The 25,002-nt window shown below is 71.5% G+C and carries 21 protein-coding genes, 1 tRNA gene and 1 pseudogene; 13 read left to right on the forward strand and 10 right to left on the reverse strand.

Going from position 1 to position 25,002, the window contains the following annotated elements; genetic code table 11:
- Nucleotides 1-379: 379 nt before the first annotated feature.
- Nucleotides 380-643 (reverse strand): WhiB family transcriptional regulator, encoded by a 264-nt coding sequence (locus ACGF5U_RS31405; protein WP_023588371.1) that lies wholly within the window; start codon nucleotides 641-643, stop codon nucleotides 380-382.
- A 709-nt stretch (nucleotides 644-1,352) separates the two neighbouring features.
- On the opposite strand from ACGF5U_RS31405, the gene ACGF5U_RS31410 reads away from it, so the two are divergent.
- The 3 genes from ACGF5U_RS31410 to ACGF5U_RS31420 are packed head-to-tail and all read left to right on the forward strand — an operon-like array spanning nucleotide 1,353 to nucleotide 4,289.
- Nucleotides 1,353-1,898 carry a cysteine dioxygenase gene (locus ACGF5U_RS31410; RefSeq protein WP_392718582.1) on the forward strand — a complete coding sequence of 182 codons (546 nt, stop codon included), beginning with the start codon at nucleotides 1,353-1,355 and terminating at the stop codon, nucleotides 1,896-1,898.
- Nucleotides 1,899-1,929: 31 nt separating this feature from the next.
- Nucleotides 1,930-2,886: a 2-phospho-L-lactate transferase gene (cofD, locus tag ACGF5U_RS31415; protein WP_392718584.1), complete on the forward strand. Its 957-nt coding sequence runs from the start codon at nucleotides 1,930-1,932 to the stop codon at nucleotides 2,884-2,886.
- Nucleotides 2,883-4,289: a coenzyme F420-0:L-glutamate ligase gene (locus ACGF5U_RS31420; protein ID WP_392718586.1), complete on the forward strand. Its 1,407-nt coding sequence runs from the start codon at nucleotides 2,883-2,885 to the stop codon at nucleotides 4,287-4,289. Before cofD ends, ACGF5U_RS31420 begins: the two co-directional genes overlap by 4 nt.
- Before the next feature lie 93 nt (nucleotides 4,290-4,382).
- Here ACGF5U_RS31420 and ACGF5U_RS31425 read toward each other — a convergent pair whose 3' ends face one another.
- The 3 genes from ACGF5U_RS31425 to ACGF5U_RS31435 all read right to left on the reverse strand — a co-directional run bounded on the left by ACGF5U_RS31425 (nucleotide 4,383) and on the right by ACGF5U_RS31435 (nucleotide 8,356).
- The gene (locus tag ACGF5U_RS31425) at nucleotides 4,383-5,471 is read right to left on the reverse strand and encodes a DNA-3-methyladenine glycosylase 2 family protein (RefSeq protein WP_392718588.1); all 1,089 of its coding nucleotides are present in this window, start codon (nucleotides 5,469-5,471) and stop codon (nucleotides 4,383-4,385) included.
- A 172-nt stretch (nucleotides 5,472-5,643) separates the two neighbouring features.
- Entirely contained in the window at nucleotides 5,644-6,726 is a 1,083-nt protein-coding gene (locus tag ACGF5U_RS31430; protein ID WP_392718590.1) for a sugar phosphate nucleotidyltransferase, read from the reverse strand.
- A 112-nt stretch (nucleotides 6,727-6,838) separates the two neighbouring features.
- Entirely contained in the window at nucleotides 6,839-8,356 is a 1,518-nt protein-coding gene (locus tag ACGF5U_RS31435) for a peptidoglycan recognition protein (protein ID WP_392718592.1), read from the reverse strand.
- 126 nt (nucleotides 8,357-8,482) lie between these two features.
- On the opposite strand from ACGF5U_RS31435, the gene ACGF5U_RS31440 reads away from it, so the two are divergent.
- From ACGF5U_RS31440 to ACGF5U_RS31455, 4 genes are all read left to right on the forward strand, one after another.
- Nucleotides 8,483-9,238 carry a TIGR03089 family protein gene (locus ACGF5U_RS31440; protein WP_392718594.1) on the forward strand — a complete coding sequence of 252 codons (756 nt, stop codon included), beginning with the start codon at nucleotides 8,483-8,485 and terminating at the stop codon, nucleotides 9,236-9,238.
- A 175-nt stretch (nucleotides 9,239-9,413) separates the two neighbouring features.
- Nucleotides 9,414-10,895, forward strand: coding sequence for an LCP family protein (locus tag ACGF5U_RS31445; RefSeq protein WP_392718596.1), 1,482 nt, complete (start codon nucleotides 9,414-9,416; stop codon nucleotides 10,893-10,895).
- A 236-nt stretch (nucleotides 10,896-11,131) separates the two neighbouring features.
- Nucleotides 11,132-12,919 carry an LCP family protein gene (locus tag ACGF5U_RS31450; RefSeq protein WP_392718624.1) on the forward strand — a complete coding sequence of 596 codons (1,788 nt, stop codon included), beginning with the start codon at nucleotides 11,132-11,134 and terminating at the stop codon, nucleotides 12,917-12,919.
- A gap of 30 nt (nucleotides 12,920-12,949) precedes the next feature.
- Nucleotides 12,950-14,785, forward strand: a complete 1,836-nt coding sequence (locus ACGF5U_RS31455; RefSeq protein ID WP_392718598.1) for an LCP family protein — start codon at nucleotides 12,950-12,952, stop codon at nucleotides 14,783-14,785.
- A gap of 169 nt (nucleotides 14,786-14,954) precedes the next feature.
- On the opposite strand, the gene ACGF5U_RS31460 is transcribed toward ACGF5U_RS31455, so the two are convergent.
- The gene (locus ACGF5U_RS31460; RefSeq protein WP_392718600.1) at nucleotides 14,955-15,971 is read right to left on the reverse strand and encodes a glycosyltransferase family 2 protein; all 1,017 of its coding nucleotides are present in this window, start codon (nucleotides 15,969-15,971) and stop codon (nucleotides 14,955-14,957) included.
- Between the two features lie 330 nt (nucleotides 15,972-16,301).
- On the opposite strand from ACGF5U_RS31460, the gene ACGF5U_RS31465 reads away from it, so the two are divergent.
- Nucleotides 16,302-17,669 carry an LCP family protein gene (locus ACGF5U_RS31465; protein WP_392718602.1) on the forward strand — a complete coding sequence of 456 codons (1,368 nt, stop codon included), beginning with the start codon at nucleotides 16,302-16,304 and terminating at the stop codon, nucleotides 17,667-17,669.
- Between the two features lie 320 nt (nucleotides 17,670-17,989).
- On the opposite strand, the gene ACGF5U_RS31470 is transcribed toward ACGF5U_RS31465, so the two are convergent.
- Complete coding sequence (locus ACGF5U_RS31470) at nucleotides 17,990-18,523, reverse strand: acyl-CoA thioesterase (protein WP_392718604.1); 534 nt, start codon at nucleotides 18,521-18,523, stop codon at nucleotides 17,990-17,992.
- Nucleotides 18,524-18,652: 129 nt separating this feature from the next.
- Here ACGF5U_RS31470 and ACGF5U_RS31475 point away from each other — a divergent pair, with 129 nt between their 5' ends.
- Nucleotides 18,653-19,960, forward strand: a complete 1,308-nt coding sequence (locus ACGF5U_RS31475) for an LCP family protein (protein ID WP_392718606.1) — start codon at nucleotides 18,653-18,655, stop codon at nucleotides 19,958-19,960.
- Between the two features lie 106 nt (nucleotides 19,961-20,066).
- Here the strand turns inward: ACGF5U_RS31475 and ACGF5U_RS31480 are convergent, their stop codons facing one another.
- The 3 genes from ACGF5U_RS31480 to ACGF5U_RS31490 form a co-directional block, all read right to left on the reverse strand.
- The gene (locus ACGF5U_RS31480; RefSeq protein WP_392718608.1) at nucleotides 20,067-20,714 is read right to left on the reverse strand and encodes a hypothetical protein; all 648 of its coding nucleotides are present in this window, start codon (nucleotides 20,712-20,714) and stop codon (nucleotides 20,067-20,069) included.
- 279 nt (nucleotides 20,715-20,993) lie between these two features.
- On the reverse strand, nucleotides 20,994-21,542 hold the full coding sequence (locus ACGF5U_RS31485; protein WP_392718610.1) for a CchlQ: 549 nt from the start codon (nucleotides 21,540-21,542) through the stop codon (nucleotides 20,994-20,996).
- An 814-nt stretch (nucleotides 21,543-22,356) separates the two neighbouring features.
- On the reverse strand, nucleotides 22,357-23,463 hold the full coding sequence (locus ACGF5U_RS31490; protein ID WP_392718612.1) for a helix-turn-helix domain-containing protein: 1,107 nt from the start codon (nucleotides 23,461-23,463) through the stop codon (nucleotides 22,357-22,359).
- Nucleotides 23,464-23,620: 157 nt separating this feature from the next.
- Here ACGF5U_RS31490 and ACGF5U_RS31495 point away from each other — a divergent pair, with 157 nt between their 5' ends.
- From ACGF5U_RS31495 to ACGF5U_RS31510, 4 genes are all read left to right on the forward strand, one after another.
- The gene (locus ACGF5U_RS31495; RefSeq protein ID WP_392718614.1) at nucleotides 23,621-23,833 is read left to right on the forward strand and encodes a hypothetical protein; all 213 of its coding nucleotides are present in this window, start codon (nucleotides 23,621-23,623) and stop codon (nucleotides 23,831-23,833) included.
- Nucleotides 23,830-24,024, forward strand: coding sequence for a hypothetical protein (locus ACGF5U_RS31500; protein WP_392718616.1), 195 nt, complete (start codon nucleotides 23,830-23,832; stop codon nucleotides 24,022-24,024). The genes ACGF5U_RS31495 and ACGF5U_RS31500 overlap by 4 nt, the downstream gene beginning before the upstream one ends.
- Nucleotides 24,025-24,050: 26 nt before the next feature.
- Complete coding sequence (locus ACGF5U_RS31505) at nucleotides 24,051-24,422, forward strand: hypothetical protein (protein ID WP_392818960.1); 372 nt, start codon at nucleotides 24,051-24,053, stop codon at nucleotides 24,420-24,422.
- Between the two features lie 302 nt (nucleotides 24,423-24,724).
- Nucleotides 24,725-24,827 (forward strand) — tRNA-OTHER (locus ACGF5U_RS31510).
- Between the two features lie 91 nt (nucleotides 24,828-24,918).
- Here ACGF5U_RS31510 and ACGF5U_RS31515 read toward each other — a convergent pair.
- Nucleotides 24,919-25,002 (reverse strand): annotated as a pseudogene (locus ACGF5U_RS31515) (IS5/IS1182 family transposase); the annotation flags it as partial.

Raw genomic sequence — 25,002 nt, forward strand, 5'->3', positions numbered from 1 at the left:
CCAGGGGGTCGCCCCCGCGGGGGGCGTCGGAGCGTCTCGGACGGGGCTCCACACTAATGGCTGGCACGACAGCGGTCCGCCGCCTGTGGACGGAGCACAGGCGGCGGACCGTTCTTTACGTACATGTGTGTGCCGATTGGCGCGGTCGGGGGGCGGTCGATGGGGGCGGCGCGGTCGACGGGGCGGCATCCGGCGCCATCCGGCGCCATCCGGCGCCATCCGGTGTCATCCGGCGGAGAAGCGGCCGCCCACGGCAGTCGCGGCACTTATGGCCGTCGCCCACGGCCGTCCACGCCCGATCCACGCCCAGTCGCGCCCATACGTGGCCCTACATGACCGTTCACGGTCCGACGGCGGTCGCGGGGCGACCTGCGGCGTGTCAGACGGCGGCCTTCTTCAGACGACGGCGCTCACGTTCGGACAGACCACCCCAGATACCGAATCTTTCGTCATTCGCCAGGGCGTATTCGAGGCATTCCGAGCGGACTTCGCAGGCGAGACAGACCTTCTTGGCCTCGCGGGTGGATCCGCCCTTCTCGGGGAAGAAGGACTCGGGATCGGTCTGGGCGCACAACGCGCGCTCCTGCCAGCCGAGTTCTTCGTCCGCGTCCTCGACCAGCAGTTCCTGGAACAACTCGGTCATGTGCGCCCCTCGTCTGTCTTTACGTCCCCGTGATGTCGCCGTTTCCAGCATTTCCGGCCGAACGACACGAGTGAAATTACAAGTGTGTGGATCCGGGCCAGTCAAGCCGAGATCTGCTATTGGGCCCGGTATTCACTCTGCGGAACCAAGGCTATGCGGAAAGTGTTCAAATCACCAAAAACAAGACACATCGCACGGCCTCAGCCCTACCTCCTCTCTTTCGGCAGCTCACGCCACGAACTACAGAGGAGGACGTCCACGACTTCGATCTTGTTGCGGTCGAGCCGGCGAAGCGACCCGGATCACAGTCAGGTCACGAGACCGCGACCACGTTTGCACGGGTGGATGCAGCGCCATGTGTCCCGAGCGGCCTGTGCACAAACCTTTCTCCGGACCCAGTAACCGGATGAGGTGAAACAATTCCACCAAACCGGTCATTGGGTTGACAGAGGGGACCGTGGGCAGCCACCTTTGAAGGCATGCCAGCGACCACAGCGCCCTCCGCGACCCACACCCGTGGGTACCGCAGCGCTGTCCAGGCGCGCTGTTGCTGTTGTTGTTCCAGCTGTTGACGCCCTAGCGCTCCAGCGACCCTCCGGCGCGCGTCCCTGCGCCCCGCCCGCGCGAAGCCGCCGTCCGCCGCCTCGCGCGACATCCCCCGCACTGCTCGTTTCCGCGCTTGCTCCCTGCTGAGGAACCACCGCACCCCATGAACAGCGACAGCCGCACCCTCACCCCCACCCCCGCCCTCACCACCGGTGACAGCGACCTCCAGATCGCCGGCGACATCCTCGCCGTCCAGCACCTGCTCCAGCCCGCCAAGGCACACCCCACCACCGTCGCCGAGTTCGCCGGGCTCGCCCGCGCCATCGCCGCCGACCGCGCCCAGTGGGCGCCGCTCGTCCAGTACGACGCCACGACCCGCTGGTACCACCGGCTGCGCACGGGGCCGGGCTACGAGGTCTGGCTGCTGTCCTGGGTCCCCGGCCAGGGCACGGGCCTCCACGACCACGGTCGCTCGTCCGGCGTACTGACCGTCCTCCAGGGCGAACTGACGGAACGTACGGAAAGGGGCGCACGGACGCTCCGCGGGGGCGCGCACCGGATCCTCGCGCCCGGATTCGCGCACGACATCGTCAACGACTCCCTCGAACCGGCCGTCAGCCTGCACATCTACTACCCGGGCCTGACCGACATGCCGATGCACGCCCCGCACACGGCTGCCCGGGAACTCTCCCCGGCCACCGCCCCTTAGAGGATCAGGCTTCGGCTGACAGACTGTCTCCATGCGCATTGTGGTTCTGGCCGGCGGCATCGGCGGTGCCCGTTTCCTGCGCGGCCTCAAGCAGGCCGCGCCGGACGCGGACATCACGGTCATCGGCAACACCGGTGACGACATCCATCTGTTCGGGCTGAAGGTCTGCCCGGACCTGGACACGGTGATGTACACCCTCGGCGGTGGCATCGACGAGGAACAGGGCTGGGGACGGGCGGACGAGACCTTCCATGTGAAGAGCGAGCTCGCCGCCTACGGCGTCGGGCCGGAGTGGTTCGGCCTCGGCGACCGCGACTTCGCCACGCACATCGTCCGTACGCAGATGCTCGGCGCCGGCTATCCGCTGAGCGCCGTGACCGAGGCGCTGTGCGCCCGCTGGCGGCCGGGCGTGCGGCTGCTGCCGATGTCCGACGACCGCGTCGAGACGCATGTGGCCGTCGAGGTGGACGGCGAGCGCAAGGCCGTGCACTTCCAGGAGTACTGGGTGCGGCTCCGCGCCTCCGTCGACGCGCACGCCGTGGTCCCGGTCGGCGCCGAGCAGGCCAAGCCCGCACCCGGTGTGCTGGACGCGATCGCCGCCGCCGACGTGGTGCTGTTCCCGCCGTCCAACCCGGTGGTGAGCATCGGGACCATCCTCGCGGTGCCCGGCATCCGGGAGGCCGTCGCCGCTGCCGGGGTGCCCGTCGTGGGGCTCTCGCCGATCGTCGGCGACGCCCCGGTGCGCGGCATGGCGGACAAGGTGCTCGCCGCGGTGGGCGTCGAGGCCACGGCGGCCGCGGTCGCCCGGCACTACGGCTCCGGGCTGCTGGACGGCTGGCTGGTGGACACGGTCGACGCGGGCGCGGTCACGGAGGTCGAGGCGGCCGGCATCCGCTGCCGGGCCGTACCGCTGATGATGACCGACGTCGACGCGGCGGCGGCGATGGCGCGTGAGGCGCTGACGCTCGCCGAAGAGGTCCGGGCGTGACCGCCTTCACCACCGCGGCGGGACCGTCGCCCGCCTACCGGGTCTGGGCGCCCGCCGGGGTTCCCGAGGTCCGGCCGGGCGACGACCTGGCCAAGCTGATCGCCGCCGCCGAGCCGGAACTGGCGGACGGAGACGTCCTGCTCGTCACCTCCAAGATCGTCAGCAAGGCGGAGGGCCGGATCGTCGCCGCAGACGACCGTGAGGCGGCCATCGACGCCGAGACGGTGCGGGTGGTGGCGCGGCGCGGGACCCTCCGGATCGTCGAGAACCGACAGGGCCTGATCATGGCCGCGGCCGGGGTCGACGCGTCCAACACCCCCGCCGGGACGGTGCTGCTGCTCCCCGAGGACCCGGACGCGTCGGCCCGGGCGATCCGTGCCGGGCTGCGCGACGGCCTCGGCGTCGACGTGGGCGTCGTCATCACCGACACCTTCGGCCGGCCGTGGCGCTCCGGGCTGACCGACGTCGCCGTCGGCGCGGCGGGCGTACGCGTCCTGGACGACCTGCGGGGCGGCACCGACGCCCACGGCAACCCGCTCAACGTGACCGTGGTCGCGAGCGCCGACGAACTGGCCGCCGCCGGTGACCTGGTGAAGGGCAAGGCGGCCGGGCTGCCCTTCGCCGTCGTCCGGGGGCTGCCGCACCTGGTGCTCGGGGCCGGCGACCGGGGCGGTGACCGAGCCGACGACCGGAACGGCGACGCGGACGGCGACGCGGACGGTGACCTGGACGGCGGCGCGGACCTGGGCGTCCAGCCGTTGATCCGGCGGGCGCCCGAGAACGACATGTTCCGGCTGGGTACGTCCGAGGCCGTGCGGGAGGCCGTGACGCTGCGGCGTACCGTCCGGGAGTTCACGGACGACCCCGTGGACCCGGGGGCGGTACGGCGGGCGGTGGCCGCCGCGCTGACGGCGCCCGCGCCGCACCACACCACGCCGTGGCGGTTCGTCCTGCTGGAGTCGGCGGAGTCGCGCAAGCGGCTGCTGGACGCCATGCGCGAGGCGTGGATCGCCGATCTCCGCCGGGACGGCAGGAGCGAGGACGCCGTCGCCCGCCGCGTGAAGCGGGGCGACGTCCTGCGGAACGCGCCGTACCTGGTGGTGCCGTGCCTGGTGACGGACGGCGCGCACCACTACGGCGACGCTCGGCGCGACACCGCCGAACGGGAGATGTTCGTGGTCGCCGCGGGCGCCGGGGTGCAGAACCTGCTGGTCGCGCTGGCCGGTGAGCGGCTCGGCTCGGCGTGGGTGTCGTCCACGATGTTCTGCCGCGACGTCGTGCGGGAGGTGCTGGACCTGCCGGAGAACTGGGACCCGATGGGCGCGGTCGCCGTGGGCCGCGCGGCGCGGCCGCCGAAGGAGCGGCCGGGCCGGGACCCGGAGGACTTCGTCACGGTGCGGTGAAGCCCGGGGCGAGGGCGGTGGCCGCGCCCGTGACCGTGGCCGGCCTTGGCTAGGTGTATTGACCCGCGAGGTTGTTGACGCGGGTCAATACACCTAGAGCGCCGCGATGTTCCCGGGCGTCATGCGGGGCGCGCGGCGCGGCGGGATTCGGCCGCTGAGCAGGATCAGCCGGGCGGCGCGGTGACGCTGCCCGGCGTACGGCTCCAGCAGCTCCAGCATCTCCGTGTCGTCCGCGTCCCGGCGCCCGGCGAGGGCGTGGCCGACGATGCCGGGCAGGTGGTAGTCGCCGACGGTGACTGCGTCGGGGGCGCCGTTGCTGCGCTGCACCACCTCGGCCGACGTCCAGGGTCCGATGCCCGGGATCAGCTCCAGGCGCCGCTGGGCGTCCTCCGGCTCCATGGCCGCGGCCTCCTCCAGCCGCCGCGCGACCCGCACGGCGCGCAGGACCGTCGCCGACCGTTTGGCGTCGACGCCCGCGCGGTGCCACTCCCAGGACGGTACGAGCGCCCAGGCGCGCGGCTCGGGCATGACGTACAGCCGCAGTCCGGCGGCCGGGCCGGGCGCGGGCTCGCCGTACTTCCGTACCAGCAGCCGCCACGCCCGGTACGCCTCGTCCGTCGTGACCTTCTGCTCCAGCACGGACGGGATCAGGGCCTCCAGCACCAGGCCGGTGCGGGCGAGCCGCAGGCCGGGACGGCGGTGCCGGGTCACGGCGAGCAGCCGGTGGCGGGGTGTGAAGGCGTCCGGGTCGTCCCGTTCGCCCAGCAGCTCGGGCAGCCGTTCCAGGAGCCAGTCGGCGCCGCTCCCCCACGCCTCCGCCTCGACGGTGCCGCCGCGCCGGGCGACCCGCAGCGTGCCGGGGCCCTCGGGCGTGCGGCTGGCCCGCCACACGGAACCGTCGGGTGCCGTACGGAACGTGGGGTCGGCGGGGCCGCGCCGCAGCACGCCGAGGGTGAGCCCGAGGTCCAGGGGCCAGGGCGGCGTCCAGACCCGGGTCCGGCCCGGCGCGCCCGCGCCGGGAGAGGTCGCGGCGGGGGCCGTCGCGGAGGGTGGGGTCGTGGCGGGGGCCGTCGCGGAGGGTGGGGTGGGGCCGGGGGCGGGCCGGGACGCGGGTACGCCGAGGTGCCCGGCGCGCGCGGCGGCGCGGTCGGGCGCGGGGCGAGGGGCGTAGCGGCCTGCCACGGGTACGGTCCGGGTTCCTCTGGTGCGGGCCTGATGCTCGGCGCGTGCGGCTGGGGCGTGGAGTAGGGGCGTGGGTCGGGATTCAGCCTAGCCCGCGATGACCGGCGCCCCTACCGGTCCGCAGGGCACCCGACGGGTCCGCAGGACACCCCTACAGGTCCGCAGGACACCCCTACTGGTCCGAGGAGAAGCGGACGGCGCCGTCCGGGAGGCAGGCGCCGCACCACACCCGTATGCCGCCGCGCAGTTCGTTGTCGGCGCCGATCCGCGCGCCGTCGCCGATGACCGCGTCGTGCAGGATCGTCCGCGCCCCGATCCGGGCACCCTCGCCGACGAGCGAGTCGGTGATCACCGCGCCCGGCTCCACGACGGCGCCCGCCATCACGGCGCTCCCGTCGATCCTGGCGCCCTCGCCGACGGTCGCACCGGCGCCGATGACCGTGCCGCCCGTCAGCTTGGCGTCCTGGGCGACCGTCGCGCCCTCCAGCACCAGCCGGTCGCCGCAGCGGCCGGGGACGGCCGGCGACGGGGCCCGGCCGAGCACCAGGTCGGCCGAGCCCCGGACGAACGCCTGCGGCGTGCCGAGGTCGAGCCAGTACGTGGAGTCGACCATGCCCTGGAGGTGCGCGCCGGCCGCCAGCAGATCGGGGAAGGTCTCGCGTTCGACGGAGACGGGGCGGCCCGTGGGGATGGTGTCGATGACGGACCGGCGGAAGACGTAGGCGCCGGCGTTGATCTGGTCGGTGACGATCTCCTCGGGCGTCTGCGGCTTCTCCAGGAAGGCGGTGACCCGGCCCGTGCCGTCGGTCGGGACGAGCCCGAACGCCCTGGGGTCCTCGACCCGGGTGAGGTGCAGGGACACATCGGCACCGGACGTCTCGTGGGTACGGACCAGTGCGCGGATGTCGAGGCCGGTCAGGATGTCGCCGTTGAAGATGAGGACCGGCTCGTCCGGTCCCGAGCGCAGCCGGGAGGCGACGTTGCGGATGGCTCCGCCGGTGCCCAGGGGCTCCCGTTCGGTGACGTACTCCAGGTGCAGTCCGAGCGATGAGCCGTCACCGAAGTGGGGCTCGAAGACCTCGGCGAGGTACGAGGTCGCCAGCACGATGTGGTCGACGCCCGCCGCTCTGGCGCGGGCCAGCTGATGCGTCAGGAACGGGACACCGGCCGCGGGCACCATCGGTTTGGGGGTGTTGACGGTCACCGGCCGCAGCCGGGTGCCTTTGCCACCGACCAGGAGGATCGCTTCTGTCACCTGTCGTCTCTGCTTCCTGCTGGGGCCGGTCGATGGAGATCAGTTCATATGATCGATACGACCGGACAGTGTATGCAGACGTTGTGCAGATCGTTCGGTACAGCCACCCCGATCACTGTCTCCCCTGGTATTTGGCGGACGAGGTCCGGGCGGTTCCGAGCTTCGTGTAGAGGCGTTCTCCAGGGCATTCGGTGGCGAAACCGTCCCTGTGCCCGGAGATGACATTCAGTTGAACCTTGGTGCCTTTCTTGTAGAGGTTGCCGCCGCCGGAGGTCAGCGTGGTCTTCGCGCGGGGATCCATTCCGTACAGGCCGAGTTTCCATGCCGTGAGCTTCGCGACAGCGGTCACGGTCGCGGCGGGAGGGGTGGTGGAACTGTACGTGCCGAGCACGGCCACGCCCATGCTGTTGGTGTTGAAACCGAGCGTGTGCGCGCCGAGCACCGGCTTGGCCACGCCTCCTGCCCGGCCTTCGTAGATCTTTCCGCACTTGTCGACGGCGAAGTTGTAGCCGAAGTCACGCCAGCCCATGCTCTGCACGTGGTAGCGGTAAATACCGCGAAGGACGGAGGGCGCCTGAGCGCAGGTGTAGTTGTTCCCCGTCGCGCTGTGGTGGACGAACGCCGCCTGGACGGACTTGGTGTAGACGAAGTCGCGCTCGCGCAGCTTCTCGTCGGCGCCCCAGCCCTTGCGGGTGACGATGGCGGGCCTCGGCCCGATGTAGGGCTTCGCGAAACCGACGAGGGTGGCCTCCGTCTCGGCCTTGGACAGCTCCGGGATCTCGGTCGCGCCGAGTGCGGCCAGGTCCGCGTTGACGGCGGACGTGGCGGACTCCTCCGCGGTGAGCACGGCGCCGGCGCCTTGAGGGGTGTCGGCCGCGGTGTCGGTGGCGGTGTCGGCCGCGGTGTCGGTGGCGGTTCCAGCGCCTGTGCCCGTGTTCGTGCTGGTTTCAGTGGTTTTGTCGGGTGGCGTCCCGGATCCGGTGCCGGGCACGGTGGAGGTGGCGGTGCCGGATCCCGTACCCGTGCCGGATCCCGTACCCGTGCCCCCTGGCTCGTCACCCGGGTCGACCAACTCCACGCGCAGGCCGCGCGGGAGGTCGTCCGCGCCGCGTTCCGAGGCGGGTTCCGCGCTCCGTACGCGGACCTCGACGCCGTTCGAATCCCCCACCCACAGCGGGGCGGTGGCACCGCGCACCCGGCCGGACGTACGTTCCGGCGTGCCGGGGTCGGCGGCATGCTCGTGGTTGTGGACCTCCAGGTCCTGCCAGCCGGTCCAGGTGGCCGTGCCGGTGGACCGGGTACGCACCTGGACGGTGCCGCGCAGTTCCGCGTCAGGGTCCTCCCACACCACGCCGACCAGCGAGAACGGTTCGACGTCCCGTTCGGGCAGGCCGCGTTGTGCCGCGCCCCCGGCCGAGCGGTCCTGCGGCAGGGGGGCCAGCGGAAGGGACTGGGTGGAGCCGGGCAACGCCCGATCGGCCCTGTCGAGGGCAGTGGTGGCCGTGACGGCCGTGGCGGCTGTGGCGGATGCGGTGACTTGGGTCGGGGCCGGGACGGCGGGCCGGGCCAGCGGCAGTACGAGTGCCGCGCCGCACACCACACCGATCGAGGAAGCAAGGGAAGCACGCATACCGAGATCCTGGACATTCCAGGCGTAAGGCGCCTCTTGGGAAAATGACGGTCCATCGGTCCGTCCGGTGGACCCGGTCACCGGTACGGACAGCCCCGCCGAGCCCGCGCGCGTACCCTTGCGCGGGTGAACGCCAGCGACCGTACCCCCGCCGACCTGCTGCGATCCGCGCTCGCCGCGGACCCGGCCCGCCCCTTGGTCACCTTCTACGACGACGCCACCGGAGAGCGCGTCGAATTGTCGGTGGCCACGTTCGCCAACTGGGTGGCCAAGACGGCCAACCTCATCCAGGACGGCCTGTCCGCCGAGCCCGGCGAACGGCTCGCCCTGCTGCTGCCCGCCCACTGGCAGACGGCCGTATGGCTGCTCGCCTGCTCGTCGGTGGGCGTGGTCGCCGACCTGGACGGCGACCCGGCATCCGCCGACCATGTGGTCGCGGGCCCGGACCGGCTCGACGACGGTCTGGCCTGCTCCGGCGAACGGCTCGCCCTGTCCCTCGCCCCGCTCGGCCGCCGGTTCCTGCCGGCGCCACCCCCGGGCTACGACGACTACGCGGTAGCGGTGCCGTCCCAGGGCGACCGGTTCGCCCCGTACGTCCCGGTCGACCCCGACGGGCCCGCACTGCGGGTCGGCGGTACGGAGCTGACCGGCGCCCAGGTCGTCGCGCGGGCCCGCGAGGACGCCGCGCGGCGCGGGCTGACCAGCGGTTCGCGTCTGCTGTCGGGGCTGGCCTGGGACACCTGGGAGGGCGTGTCGGCCGGGCTGTACGCCCCGCTCGCGGGCGGAGGCGCGGTCGTCCTCTGCCGGAACCTCGACCGGCTGGGCCCGGACGGGCTGGCCAAGCGCGTCGAGAGCGAACGCGTCACGGACACGGCCGTGTGACGCACCGCGGCCCAAGTCCACCCGTCCGGCGCACCCCGCGCCGAGTCCGCCACGTCGCGGGCCCGCCCCCGGTACATGATCGGCGTTGAGCACAAGCACCGGGCTCAGCCGTCCGCCCCCGCGACGGGCGGCGGCCGCCGGGCGCGCCGCCGACGCCTCAAGGACGGACTCAGACGTGACGGACAGTGCCGGCACTCCCGGGGAACCGGAGCCCCCCGCCGGAGACCCCGCAGCGAGCGCCGCGCCCGGCCGGCCGGAACCGGCCCCCGCCGACAACGCCCCCGGAGACGACAACACCCCCGGGAACGGTGCCACCTCCGGAGACGGTGCCACCTCCGGCAACGGTGACACCTCCGGAGACGGTGACGGTGCCGCAGTCGCCGAACCCCCCGGGGACGGCGAGACCCCCGAGGACGCGGACGAAGCCGTACGGTCAGCCGACGAGGACCCCGCACCCGAGGGCGCGGGCACAGGGGAAAGCACAGACGAAGGCGACGGCGAGCACGAGGGCGAAAGCCAAGGCCGCTCGCGCCTGAACCGCTCGCGGCCGTGGCTGCGTTGGGCGGCGTTCGGGTCGGCCTTCCTCGTGATGGTGGCCGCCGGGCTCGGGTGGTGGCTCTACCGGAAGCTCGACGACAACATCACCACCGACACCACCGCCGCCGACGAGCTGCGCAGGTACGAGAAGGAGCGCCCCTCCGCGCTGGCGCCCGGCGCCCGGAACATCCTCCTCATCGGCTCGGACACCCGCTCCGGGGACGGCAACACCAAGTACGGGCGGGACAAGGGCACCCAGCGGTCCGACACCACGATCCTGCTGCACCTCGCGGCGGACCGGGGCAGCGCGACGGCCGTGTCGGTGCCGCGCGACCTGATGGTCCACATCCCCCGCTGCCGTACCGCCGACGGTTCCCGCAGCGCCCCGCGCTTCGCCCAGTTCAACGGGGCGTTCGAGTCCGGCGGGACGGCGTGCACGATCCGTACGGTGGAGAAGCTGACGGGCATCCGGATCGACCATCACATGGTGATCGACTTCCGTGGGTTCAAGGACATGGTGGACGCCGTCGGCGGTGTCCGGGTGTGCGTCGAGGAGCCCATCGACGACCCGGACGCCCACCTCAGGCTGAAGGCGGGGGCGCAGACGCTCAACGGCGAGCAGGCCCTCGGTTACGTACGGGCCCGCAAGTCGCTCGGCAACGGCAGCGACACCGAGCGCATGGACCGCCAGCAGCGGTTCCTTGGCGCGCTGATCAACAAGGTGCAGAGCAACGGCGTACTGCTGAACCCGGCGCGGCTCTATCCGGTGCTGGACGCGGCGACGAAGTCCATCACCACCGATCCCGGTCTCGACTCGCTGAAGGACCTGTACGACCTGGCGCGGGTGATGCGGAGCGTACCGACGGAGAAGGTGCAGTTCCTGACCCTGCCGAGGCGGCCGTACAGCGCGGACCCGAACCGGGACGAGGTGGTGCGGCCGGCCGCGGACCGACTGTTCGCGCGGCTCCGCCAGGACGCCCCCGTCGCCGTCGTGCCGGCACGGCCGGACGAGCCGAACGGCCCGTCCGGCAGGGACGACCTCGACGGCGGGGCGTCCTCCAGTCCGTCCGCCGTCCCCACGTTCACCGGCACTAACGCGGCCAGGGGGACGTGCCGGTAGCGCGTGAGATGTGAGAAAAGAGTGTGCCAAGAGGCGGCAGTCTATGCCTATTGCGCGGAATGCCCGGTTGTAAGGTACGTGGAATTTGTCACGGACGTCGCCCCACGCTGAACTGGACGGATAGTGTGACGCGATCCGGTGCTAGCGACCGTCTGGTCGCGCACTCACGGATGGAAGAACCGAGCGCCTGATGGGGAGAGGCGCCTCGCGTGGCACCGACGGAGGACTCAGCAACCGTGGACGCGCACAGCCGTGGACAGGCGGACGACATCGACCCCGCCGACCAGTGGGTGCTCAACCCGCAGACCGGCAATTACGAACTGCGACTGGACCACTCCGCAGGGCAGCCACCGGCCAGGACCCCAGGCCCACGCGGCACCTCCACCTCCGGTGTTACGGGGACGTCGGCCGCGGCCAGGACGGCCACATCCACGTCGACGGCCGCGTCCCCGTCCGTGCCCGGATCGCGCCGCCGTACGGCCGAGGTCCCGGGCCAGCGCAGGCGTCGCGCGGCGGGAGCACCGGAGGAGGCACAGGCGGGGACCGCGCAGGCACCGCCCGGGCGCCGTAAGCGCAAGCCTCGCAAGTCCCGTAAGAAGAAGGTTCTGCTGTGGACCGGCGGCGTCATGGCGTTCGCGCTGGTCGCCACCGGTGCCGTCGTGTACTCGCTCTACAGCTCGCTCGACGGCAACATCAGCACGGTCGACGTGGCGGGCGCCGGAGGCAGCACCGGCTTCAAGAAGGACCAGCCGATCAACATCCTGGTGATCGGCACGGACAAGCGGACCGGCGACGGCAACCAGGGCTACGGCGACAGGAACAGCCCCGGTCACGCCGACACCACGATCCTGTTCCACGTCTCCAAGGACCGTACGAACGCGACCGCGATGTCCATCCCGCGCGACCTGGTCACGGACATCCCGGAGTGCACGTCGAAGACGGAGGAGGGCGAGAAGGTCATCCCCGGTGAGCGGGCCGTCCGGTTCAACACGAGCCTCGGCCAGTCGGGCCGTGACCCGGGCTGCACCATGAAGACGGTGCACGAGCTGACCGGGCTGACCGTCGACCACTTCATGATGGCCGACTTCAACGCGGTCAAGACGCTCTCCTCGGCGGTCGGCGGCGTCAAGGTCTGCCTGGCCAAGCCCGTGCACGACAAGAAGTCGCACCTTCAACTGCCGGCCGGCGAGTCCGTCATCGAGGGCGAGCAGGCGCTCGCGTTCGTCAGGACGCGCTCCAGCTTCGGCAACAAGAGCGACCTCGACCGGATCAAGATCCAGCAGCAGTTCATGAGTTCCATGCTGCGGCAGATGAAGTCCGACGAGACGCTGACCAGTCCGACCAAGATGTACGACCTGGCGGACGCCGTGACGAAGGCGCTGACCGTCGACTCCGGTATAGGCAGCATCAAGAAGCTCACCGCTCTTGCCGAGGAACTCAGCAAGATCGACATGAAGAACATCACCTTCACGACGCTTCCGGTCATCGACAACCCGAACGAGCCGACGCCCGTCACCGTCGTACCGCACCCGACACAGGCGCCGCAGCTCTTCAGCATGCTGGAGAACGACATCTCGCTGACCGAGGTGAAGCAGAAGGAGAAGGACGCCAAGAACGCCCAGGCGGCCCTGTTGAAGGGCCCGCGCGCCAAGGCGTCCGAGGTACGGGTCGACGTCTACAACGGCAGCGGCCAGCAGGGCGCGGCCCAGTCGACGATCAACTGGCTCCAGAACGACCAGGGCGTCCTGAAGTCCACGAACAAGGCGAACGCTCCGGACAAGATCGCCAAGACGACGCTGGAGTTCGCGCCGAACCAGGCCGATCAGGCCCGCGCGCTCGCGGACATGATGGGGCTGCCCGCGACCGCGCTGAAGCAGGGGACCTCGGACGCCGAGGGGCTTCAGGCGATGACACTCACGCTCGGCAAGGACTTCAAGGGCGCGGGAGTACCCATCACCGGACCGGCGAAGGCGCCGGAGGGTGTGCAGAAGGTAGAGGCGGACAAGCAGGTCTGCGCGCAATGACGCGGGACTGAACAACAGGGGAGACCAGGGGTGGGACGAAGCAGCGTGCGTGGGGAGGGAACCCAGAGCACCCGAGGCGGTGTTCCGCATGCGCGTGACGCCGCCGCCGAACTCGGCTGGGACGACAGCCTGGACGGCGGCACGGCGACATCAGGTTCAGGTGCAGGTGCAGGTGCAGGAACGGGCGCGGGTTCAGGTACGGGTGCGGGTTCAGATGAGGGTGCGGGTGCGGGTTCAGATGAGGGGACAGGCGCGCGGGCGGTGACCCGGGCCGAGGGGCGCGCGGCGACCCGGGCCGAGGGGCGCGCGGCGGCCGGCGGCGGAGGCCGTCGGCGCGGCGGCTCCCGTCGGCGCGGCAAGGGCGCCAACGCGCCCAAGGGCGGCAAGCGGCGGGTGCTCCGCTGGGGTGCCTCCGTACTGTCCCTGCTGATACTCGGGACGGCGGGAGCCGGCTACCTCTACTACGAGCACCTCAACGGCAACATCAAGAAGGACCCGCTCAACCTCGGCAAGAACAGGATGGCCGAGCACAAGGCGAACGCGGCCGGCCAGACGCCGCTGAACATCCTGCTGATCGGCTCGGACGCCCGGAACAACAAGGCGAACCAGAAACTCGGCGGCGCCCGGGAGACGTTCGACTCGCCGCCGCTCGCGGATGTGCAGATGCTGGTCCACCTCTCGGCCGACCGCAGCAACATCTCCGTGGTGAGCATGCCCCGCGACACGATGCTGAAGATCCCGGAGTGCCAGGACCCGAAGACGAACGAGACGTTCCACGAGCGGCAGTTCGCGCCGACCAACGAGTCCCTGATGCGCGGTGGTCCCGGCTGCACCGTGGCCACCTGGTACGAACTGACCGGCATCCCCATCGATCACTTCATGATGATCGACTTCGCGGGGGTCGTGTCGATGGCCGACGCCATCGGCGGCGTACCGGTCTGTGTCGACAAGAACATCCACTCCCGCAACAGCAAGGGCCAGGGCTCGGGTCTGAAGCTGCCCAAGGGCACGCACCCGGTCAAGGGCGAGCAGGCGCTGCAGTGGCTGCGCACCCGGTACGGCTTCGGTGACGGCAGCGACCTGGGGCGTACGCGGGCCCAGCACATGTACATGAACTCGATGGTCCGCGAGCTGCGGGCCAACACCAAGCTCACCGACCCGAACAAGCTGCGCAAGCTCGCGGAGGCGGCGACCGAGGCGCTCACCGTCGACACCGGCATCGACACCATCAAGAAGCTGTACGACCTGGCCGAGCAGCTCAAGAGCGTGCCGACCGAGCGCATCACCATGACGACGATGCCGAACTTCTACTCCTCGCGCGTCAAGGGGAAGGTCGAGCCGCAGCCCGGCGACGCCGAGCAGCTCTTCGAGATGATCCGCGAGGACATTCCGCTGGACGGCAAGGCGTCGAAGCGCACCCCGTCCGCCACGCCCAAGGACCCGGCGGCACCGGCCGCCGAGATCGCCGTCTCGGTGCAGAACGGCACGTACACCGCCCAGTCGGGCTGGGTGATGGGCCGGGCCACGGCGGTCGCCGAGGTGCTCACCGGCAAGGGCTTCACCCTGGCGAAGGCGGACAGGACCCAGAACCCGCAGGCCAAGACGGTCGTCTGGTTCCCCAGCGCGGACCTGGAGGGTGACGCGCGTGCGGTCGCCAAGGCCCTCGGGATTCCGGCCGGTTCGGTGAAGAAGTCGTCCGACGTCTCGGCGATCACCCTGATCGTGGGCGCGGACTGGCGCGAGGGCGACGGCTACCCGAAGCCCGCGGGTTCCACGGCCGACGCCAAGACGCCCGAGTCGGCGAAGGCGCTGCGCGCCGACGAGGACGGGGCGTGCATGGAGGTCCACCCGGACTTCACCTGGTAGACGTGGCGGCAGCCCTTACGTGGCGGGGCCGGGGACGTGATGTCCCCCGGCTCCTCCACGTATCCGCGCCGACGCGCCACGCCCGGAAGCCGCTTGTGGCGACGTGTGCCGTGTGACGCGTGCCCGTGTGACGCGTGCCCGTGTGACGCGCGTACGGAGTCGGTCGCCGTCAGTTGTCGGCTTCCGCGAGTACGGCCGGGCGGCGGCTGGCGATGACCTTCCGGGCGAGCGCGCGCGGGCTCGTGAGGAAGCCGAAGCCCCACGACATGTGCATCGTGGCGAGCGCGACCGGGATCCGGACGCGGGCCTTCAGCGGCAGCCCCCGGCCGGCCGGGACGGAGCCCAGGACGATCGCGGCGAGGTAGCCGCCCGGGATCACGAAGCCGAGCGGGCTGAGCGCGGCGCCCACCACGAGCCCTGCGGCGATGGCGCAGACGGCCGTCGGCGGGGCCAGGTAGCGGAGGTTGATGGAGCCCTGGTGGTAGCGGGCGACGACATGGCGCCAGCGGCCGTAGTCCTTGTACTGCTTGGCCAGCGCCCGCACGGACGGGCGCGGCCGGTACTGGACGCGCAGCTCGGGCGAGAACCAGATGAGCCCGCCGGCCTCGCGGATGCGGAAGTTCAGCTCCCAGTCCTGGGCGCGGATGAACTCCTCGTTGTAGCCGCCCTGTCGCTCCAGCGCCTCACGGCGGAACACGCCCAGGTACACGGTCTCGGCGGGGCCGGCCTCGCCGCCCGTGTGGAAGGCCGCGTTGCCGACGCCGATGCGGGAGGTCATCGCGGCCGCGACCGCTTCCTCCCAGGCGTTCTCGCCCTCGGCGTGCATGATGCCGCCGACGTTCTGCGCGCCGGTCTCCTCCAGGAGCCGCACGGCCGTCGCGATGTAGTTCGGCGACAGCATGCCGTGGCCGTCGACCCGCACCACGATCGGGTGGCGCGACGCCTTGATGGCGGCGTTCAGCGCGGCGGGGGTGCGACCGGTCGGGTTCGGCACGGTGTGGACCCGCGCGTCCTCCCGTACGAGTTCGGCGGCGATCTCGTCCGTACGGTCCGTGGAGGGGCCGAGGGCGATCACCACCTCCATCTCGCCGTCGTACTCCTGCTGGAGGATGTGACGGACCGCGTCGCGCAGGTGCCGCTCCTCGTTGAGGACCGGCATGATCACTGAGACCGGTGGCGTGGACATGGTTCCTTCGGGGGTACGGGGGGTCGTCCCCCGGAAGACGGCGAGCCCCGGGGCTACGAGGGGTGTCGTCCCCGGAGACGGCGGTGCGCCCGCCACGTTACCGCGAACGGGGGACACCGGTGCGCGCCGCCCGGGCGATACGGGCCGTCGCTGATCGTATGGGCCTACTGTGCTCATGATTCCCCCAGTCGCCCGCGGAGGTGTCCTTTCGTGCCCACGCCGCCCCGCAGCCGCCCCGCCCGCCCCGCTCCCCGGCCCCCCGTCCGGAGCGGCGCGAGACGGCCGGCCGCGCGGCCGCAGCCCCGGCCGAGGCCCCGGCCGCGGTGGGGGATGCGGATGGCGACGACGCTGTCGGTGCTGGTGCTGGGCGCGGGCGGGATCGGGCACGCGGTGATGACGAGCCTGGACACCGGGATCAGCCGGGTCGACCCGTTCAAGGACATGAAGAACCGCCCGAAGGCGGGCCATGGCACCAACATCCTGCTCGTTGGCACCGACGGCCGCGACAAGATCACGATGGCGGAGAAGATCAAGTACCGGCTGGGCGGCGCTCCCTGCCACTGCACCGACACGATGATGCTGGTGCACGTCTCCGCCGACCGGAAGCGGGCCAGTGTCGTGTCCCTGCCCCGGGACAGCTACGCGGAGATCCCGCCGCACACCGACGCCACGACCGGCGAGCGCCATGACGCGCACCCGGTGAAGCTGAACGCCGCCTACGCCGAGGGCGGGCCGAACCTCACCGTACGGACCGTGGAGCACGTCACCGGCGTCAAGATCGACCACTATCTGGAGGTCGACTTCACCAGCTTCATGCGGACGGTGGACGCGGTCGGGGGCGTCGACATCTGCACCGCCCGCCCGATGAAGGACCCGTACACGGCGCTCGACCTGCCGGCGGGCACGCACAAGCTCGACGGCGGCCAGGCGCTGCAGTACGTGCGGTCACGCCATGTCGACGGGGCGTCCGACCTGGGCCGGATGGAACGCCAGCAGCGGTTCACCGCGGCCCTGATCGACCGGGCGACCAGCAACGGGGTCCTGCTCAACCCGGTGCGGTTCCGGCAGGTCGTGTCCTCGATGCTGGGCTCGGTACGGGCCGACGAGGCGTTCGGCACGGACGAGATGCTGGCGCTGGCCAGGGCGATGCGCGGTTTCACCGCGGCGTCCTCGGAGTTCACGTCCGTCCCGCTGGCCGACACCCGCCACCAGGTGAAGAACCTCGGCTCGACGGTGAAGTGGGACCCGGTGAAGTCGGAGAAGCTGTTCCGGGCGCTGCGCGAGGACAAGCCGCTGGCGGCGCAGCGGCCGGATTCCGGCCCCCGGAAGAAACCCGTTCCGGTCGCGCCGCGGCAGATCCGGGTGCAGGTCTACAACGGGACGCTGCTGACCGGGCTCGGCGCGCGGGTCGACGCGGCGCTGCGGGCGACGGGCTTCCAGACGACGAGGACGCCGTTCAACGCGGACCGCCGGGACGTGACGAGGACCGTCGTGGCGTTCGACCCGCGCTGGGACCGGTCGGCGCGGTCCCTGGCGACGGCGCTGCCCGGCTGCGAACTCCGCCCGGTGCCGGGCCAGGGCCCGACGCTGAAGGTGACGGCGGGCACGGACTTCAAGGCGGTGGCGCCGGTCCGCGCGGACACCCCGCCGCCGGGCGAGTTCGGCGCGGTCACCGGCGACCAGGTCGTCTGCCCCTGACCACGGGGCGGCGCGGCGGGGTGCGGCCGGGGGGCGGGACGCAGGGCGACAGGGTGCGGGCGGGCGCGGGGCGGGCGCGGGGCGGGCGCGGGGCGGGCGCGGGGCGGGGCGGGCGCGGGGCGGGTGCCGCCCGGTGCGGCGCGCGGGGTGCGCGGCGGTACGGCCGGGGGCGGGACGCAGGGCGACAGGGCGCGGGCGGGCGCGGGGCGGGTGCCGCCCGGTGCGGGGCGCGGCGGCGGGTGCGGGTGCGGCGGGGCACGGGGCGGCGGGGTACGGGGCGACGCGGCGGATGTCGCCCGGTGCGGCCGCGTGCGGGGCCCTCAGTCGCTGATGCCCTCCGCGGCACGCTTCTCGCGGAGTTCGCGGATCGCCCGGCGGCGGGCCAGCCGGTGCGTGCGCCGGATCTGGGCCTCCTGGTAGCGGCGCTTGTCCTGCTCGGTCTGCGGGAGGACCGGCGGTACGGGACGGGGCTTGCCGTCGGCGTCGACCGCGGCGAACACCAGGTAGGCCGAGCCGACCTGGGTGGCGGGCGTCGACTCGTTCCAGCGCTCGGCCAGGACCCGGACGCCGACCTCCATGGAGGACCGGCCGGTCCAGTTGACCTGGGCCTTCACATGGACGAGGTCGCCGACCCTGACCGGCTCCAGGAAGACCATCTCGTCCATCGACGCGGTGACGGCGGGGCCTCCGGAGTGGCGGCCCGCGACGGCCCCGGCGGCGTCGTCCACCAGCTTCATGATCACGCCGCCGTGCACCGTACCGAGGAGGTTGGTGTCGCTGCCGGTCATGATGTGGCTGAGGGTGGTGCGGGACGCCGCCGTGGGCTTGCCCTCGAGCATGGCCTGATCTGTCATGCCCTCCACCATATGCCCCACCTGCGCGGAACCCGGGCGCGCGCCCATTGCATCAGGTTGGCAACAGCACCGCCCCGAACCTCCACCCGCCCTGTCAGGGGTGTCAGGGCGGGCGGCACACTGGTCCGCATGAATGACTGGCCTGAAGGATGGTCCGACGATCGCAACCCGCGCCACGGCCGTGGCAGCGCCGGGGCCCAGCCCGAGGGCCACCGGGTGATGCCGCACGTGCGGCGCGAAGCGGTCCCCCCGCAGCCCGCGCAGGGGTACGACGCCTACGGCCAGTCCGCCCCGGCCTACGACAGCGGCTACAACACGGGCCAGGTCTACGGCGCTCCCCGGCAGCGCGGCGCCGCGCCCGGCGGCCCCGGCGGTTACGGAGACGGCTACGGACACGGTGCCCCGGGCGGTCCCGGCGGGGTGCCTCCGATGCCCCCGCACAACCCGGGGCAGGCCCCGGACTGGCGCCGCCGTATCAAGATCGGCTCGATCGTCCTGGTCGTGGCCGTCCTCGGCACGACGATCGGCACGTACTTCTGGGCCGACGGCAAGATGCGCCGTGAGGTGGATCTCGCCAAGGTCATCGAACGCCCGCAGGAGGGCGACTGCACGACGTACCTGATCGTCGGCTCGGACAGCCGTGAGGGCCTGACCTCCGAGGACAAGCAGCGTCTGCACACCGGCTCCGCCGACGGCAAGCGCACCGACTCGATGATGATCCTGGCCGCCTGCTCCAGCGGGAACACCATGATCTCGCTGCCGCGCGACTCGGACGTGGAGATCCCGTCCTTCGTCGGCTCGGAGTCCGGCAAGACGTTCCCGGCCAAGGGCCGGCGGGTGAAGCTGAACGCCGCGTACGCGGAGGACGGCCCCGAGCTGCTGGTACGGACCGTCGAGCACAACACGGGGTTGCGCATCGACCACTACGCGGAGATCGGGTTCGCCGGCTTCGCCAACATCGTGGACGCGCTCGGCGGCGTCGAGCTGAACATCGAGAAGGGCTTCAAGGACAAGAAGTCCGGCGCGGACTTCCAGGCGGGCAAGCAGACCCTCGACGGCGAGCAGGCGCTGGCCTTCGTCCGTACCCGGTACGCCTTCGCGGAGTCGGACCTGGCCCGCACGAAGAACCAGCAGAAGTTCCTGGCGGCGCTGGCGAGCCAGGCGGCGACGCCCGGCACGGTCATGAACCCCTTCAAGCTCTACCCGACGCTGGGCGCGGGCCTGGACACGCTGATCGTGGACAAGGAGATGTCGCTGTTCGACCTAGGCGAGATGTTCTTCGCGATGAAGGGCGTCAACAGCGGCGACGGCACGTCCATGAACATGCCCATCTCCGGCAGCCGCGGCGGCAATCTGGTCTGGGACAAGGCCAAGGTGAAGCAGCTGGTGCAGCAGATCCAGAACGACGAGAAGGTCACCGTCACCAGCAACCGCTGACGCCGGTACGCCGGTACGCCGGTACGCCGGTACGCCGGTACGCCGCCGCCCGTAGGGGGCGGCGGTCGGCCCGGCGGCGGCGGCGGTCGGCCCGGCGGCGTCGCCGTCAGCCGGCGAACGGGTTCGCGTGGCCGGGCAGTTGCTGTCCGGGCCGCAGGAACCGCTGCCTGCCCTCTTCGTCCCGTACGGCGATGAGCCCGGCGGCCACCAGCCGCTGGGCGAGCCGGCCGCGGCGGACCTCGGCCACCTTCACGGCGACCACGAAGAGGGCGCTCAAGACGGCACCGGTACCGAGAGCCATGAGGTACTTCTCGGCGATCAGCATGACGACCGCGACGACGCCGATCAGGGCCCACACGAACGCCTTCTGCCGCGGCTCGGCGGCCCCCGCCATCACGTCGAGAACGATCCGGTCCTTGGCGAGCGCGACGGCCGCCTCCGCCTCGGGGAGCGGCTTCAGCGTTCCGGGCCGCAGGCCGGGGGCGGCGCCGCCATTGCCCGCCTGCGGGTAGGCGGCGATGGTCGCCGCCTCGCGGGCGCGCGCCTCGGGGGCGGGGTCGCGGTACAGGAACACGGTGAGCAGCGACTTGTTGGGGCCGTGCCGGTGGGCCTCCCCGTAGGTGAAGCCGTACTGCTCGACCAGGTGAACGAGGGCGGCGGCCCGGCCCGGGGAGCTGGAACTGCCGTTGAGTTCCACGACGTCCTCGGTGGCGATCTGCCGGAGAACGCCCGAGATCATACGGTCCGCGCTCATGTTCCTCATCCCTGCGGTGGTTCGGCCCACCGGCTGGATCCCGGCGGCAGCGCAGCCTAACCGACCGGCACCGGCAGGGCAGGCGCCGACCAGGGAGGCCGCCCGGGCGCGTGGTGCCGACCGGGCCCGGGGAAGACCGGTGGGGCCGACCGTGCCCGGGGAGGTCATGTCCGATGGATCGCCGACCGTGCCGGGGAGGTCATGTCCGATGGATCGCCGACCGTGCCGGGGAGGTCATGTCCGAGGGATCGCCGACCGTGCCGGTCCGCCATCCAGCCGTCACGTCCCGGCGCCGACCGCCCTTCGGCACATCGCGCACCGGTCCGTGCCGTCCCACCGGTCCCATCCGAAGGCCGTCGGCGAGAGGGACTGGCCCTCCAACTCCTGGCGCACCGCGACACGGTAGGCCCAGACCGCGCCGATGTAGGGGTGGTGGGCGTCATGGAAGCCGGGCGACGCCGGCCCGGCGCCCGCGGCGACGGCACGCTGCAGTGCGCGGAGCCGCTCGAACATCGCCTGCCCGGCACCGGCGACGGCGGTGGTCGCCTCGATGAACAGCCGCTCGCGCGCCTCATAGACGGCGGCATCGCTCAGCGCCGCCCGCGTCGCCGCCTCCAGGTCGGCTTCGGAGCCGGGGTCCTGGGCGATCTGACGCAACCGTGAGTGGCACGCCTCAGCGGCGGTGATGAACTCGAGGTACACCGCCCTCCGCCGCTCCCCCTCTCCCCGGCCGACCTCGTGGCGATGGCGTAGGTAGTCGGCCAGAACCGTCCCGCACAGGGCGATGGAGCCACCGCTGACCGTCGCGACGAGCGTCCCCCATTCCACGCGTCAACCCCTCCCCCGGTGATCACGACGTCGAACTCCGGAATCTACCCGCGAGTCCACGCGAAGAACAGGCAGTCCCCCGCTTCTCCCCACCCGCGACCACGCCCGCCGCCACGGCCGTCCGGCGCCCCACGGGCCCCCGGGCGGCCATGCCCCGGGCGGCCATGCCCCGGGCGGCCGGGCCAGGGGCGGCGGCCGGTGCCACGGCCATGATCCGTGAACTCGCGGATCGCAGGGGCCCGGCGGTCGGGGCGTACGCCTCGCGAGTAAGCCGTCCGACTCGCCGCCCTCGTGGGCCGCGCGCCCCGGGGACTGCTCGGTGACGAACGAGCCCGTGGGGTGAGCACTCGTTCTGCCACCCCATGGAGGTGTACGCGTCGGCCGACCCGCCCCCGGGCGAGCGGCCGTTCTTCTCGATCACCTGCGTGTGCGCCCGCCACAGCCGGTAGCGCGTACGGAGACGGCCCCGCAGCGGTGTCGCCGCCGGGGGCCGTTCACGACGCGGTGCCTGGCCGAGGGCCGGTCAGCCGGGCATGCGCCCCCGCACCAGCAGGCGGCCACGTGATCGGGGCGGGCGGACGGCACTCGCGCGTGCGCCCGCGCCGGTCGGTGGCGCGTACGGTGATGCCCCCGGCGAGCGGGCCGCCGGGGGCATCACCACAGGGCCTTACGGCAGGTTCCTGGCCATCACGATCCGCTGGACCTGGTTCGTGCCTTCGTAGATCTGGGTGCTTTACAGCACGCATCGCCCTGACCTGCACAAACACCTTCCAGGAAGGGCCCTCCCCAGGATTCCCCCATGATCACCTTCCGTTCAGGAGTGCTCGACCTCGGCCATGAGAAGCCTCAGCGTCAGTGAGTGCTTCTCGGGCGGCAGCGCGTCCAAGGCCGCGCGAGCGTAGGCAGTTCCTCCACGCTTGTCCCCGGATCGCGCGAGCATCAAGCCTCGATGCATTTCAAGGTGCGTCGCGAATCTCGGCAAGGAATCCGGCAGTTCCCGACGTGCGGCTTCCTGGGCTGCGACCGCTGTCGATTCGTCGCCGAGGCGGGCGGCCAGCAGCGAGACGAACACGTTCATGCGCCACCAGGGAACGGCATAGTCCGAGGTCTGTTCACTCGACCCTGCCTTGTCGAACACCCTCCGTCCGTCGTCCATGAGCCTCCGCGCGGTCTTGGAATCCCCCCGGATGGCTGCGGCGTGCGCCTTGCCCATGATGGCGTTGAGCAGCCCGAGGGACGGCTTCTCGCTGATCGCCATTGCCTGATCGGCAAGAAGATCAGCGACCCCCAAGGCGGCGCCCTCGTAGCCCAGAGCGATTGCCGCGCGCCCCCGCACCCAGACACGGGCGTCCTCGTCGCCCGACTGATCTGCGGCCTCGGCTGCAAGCCGATACCAGTTCACCGCCTTGGTTCCATCCGAACCGGGGACGGTCTTCGCGTACAAGGTCATGAGGCGGGAGGCCACCGCCCAAAGTCGGGGTGTGTCTAGCTGCTGCTGGACGATAACGAGTTCTCGCGATACGCGGCGCTGAATGTCGGCCGCACCGAGACTCATGTACTCGGTGCCGTACTCCGCCAGCTTTCCTTCCCAGTCGTCCAGTGAGGGACCACCACGGAGCTTGGCAGCGAATCCGACGCTGAGAAGGTCGGAGGCAACGACCGGAGCTATGGCAGTGGCTGCAACGTCAGACAGAAATGTACGGCGCTTCACTTCACCCTCTAGAACCGCTAGGGGCACGTCTAGGACGGCCGACAGGCACCGGAGGTAGAAGGCCCCCGGTGCAACTTTGGAACGCTCCCAACGGCTGACGTACTCGCGGTTGAGGTTCGTCCCGAAGGCCTCGTTGACCTCGTCCGCCAGGCGTCCCTGGGACCATCCTCGCGCTTCGCGTAGGTCCTTGATCAATACCCCGATGGCCATGAGCCCATCTTGCCCCTACATCTGCCACCATCGCCGTCAAGTACACCAGTTCGGGGCTGACTTGCCCCTAACGCTGCCACTAGGTCGCGCCATGACGCCGCGAGACGATCCCCCCATTCCGGTAGAAGGCAACACCGCCGCAGCGAAGGACCCCGACATGGATGATCCGGCCGCCGTGCCGTCCGCCGACCCGCAGAGGGGGGCCGACGCCCAGTTGCGGGAGGTCTCGGCCGCGTTCCTCGCGGGCGAGTTCTGGAGGTTCCGTCCGGAGCACTTCCCCGCCCTCGGGGAGCCGACGCGCCCGGTCCTGGAGGCGGCGCACCGGGGTCTTCTGCGGCAGCTCTACACCGGACGGGCGGCGGGCCGATGAACGGCACGCTCGCCACGGTCCCGGTGACGCCCGCCCTCGAACCGGTGCCGGTGCCCGGATGCACGACGTGCGGCGCCTTGGCGGCGGCGCGGGGACGGTCGCGCGGCAGCCACGTCACGGTGCAGGGCCTCAACGAGCAGATCGGCAACCACCCCCACCGCCGGGGGAGCGACAGGGAGGGGACACAGTGACCACCAGGTTCGAAGTTGGGGACACCGTGAAGGACACCTTCCGGCGCCGCGAGGGGACCGTCTGGCGCATGGCCATGGGCGGCGGGGTCCTGGAGTTGCAGGCGCCCAACGGCTACACCTGGCGGGCCGTCGCCGACAAATGCGTGCGGGTGCAGGTGGCGCCCCCGCCGGCGCGTCCGCTTCCGGGGCACCTGATCCCCGTCACGGCCACCCCCTATGCCGTGATGGTCGGCGACTGGGTGCGGCTGGAGGACGGCAACGCCTACGAGGTACGTGACATGCGTGCCGCCGGGGCGGGCGGCAGGGTGCTGCACCTGGCCGACTGGCCCCGCCCGTGGGTCATGCCGACCGGCACGCGCACGGTGTACCGCCCCGCCCGGTCCGCTCAGCCGCAATGAGCGCCGAGCGCCCGAAACGGATTCTGTACTGCGGCCTATGCGCAGGCCACAACCGGGTGTGGTGTTACGCCTGTTGGGGCTTCAAGGGGTGCTCCGAATGCCGCTTCACCCGCAAGGTCGATTGCCCTCGGTGTGAGGGCGGAAAGGTGCAACCGACGCTATGGCGGTAGGCAAACGCGTACGGCGCGCGATCGGCCGCTTTACCGGCCTCCTGTACGCGTTCGCGGTGTGCCTCGGCATCGGCGTCGCACTGGCCGCCGTATTCACGTCCGCCCGCTAGAACCCAGACTCCAACCCGGTTTGCCCCCGTAGCTCATTTCGGCAGAGCACCAACAAGGCGACCCTCAGTTTTGCATTCCTTTCGGAGGGGCGCAGGAGGACCCGGTTCGAATCCGGGCGAGGGCACTGCCCCATGGCCAACGACCAATCGGCTAAGGGTTTCCAACAAAAAGCGGAGGCACGCACATGCGAGACGCACTGGCCTTACTGAGCTTCTTCAGCGTTGCAACTCCAGGGTGAGGACGGCCTTGGCGATTGACGTCATGCGGTTGGGGCTGCAGCGGGACCTGCGGAAGATCCG

Origin of the sequence: Streptomyces sp. NPDC047886 (assembly GCF_043204435.1) — a bacterium.
Taxonomy (GTDB): Bacteria; Actinomycetota; Actinomycetes; order Streptomycetales; family Streptomycetaceae; genus Streptomyces.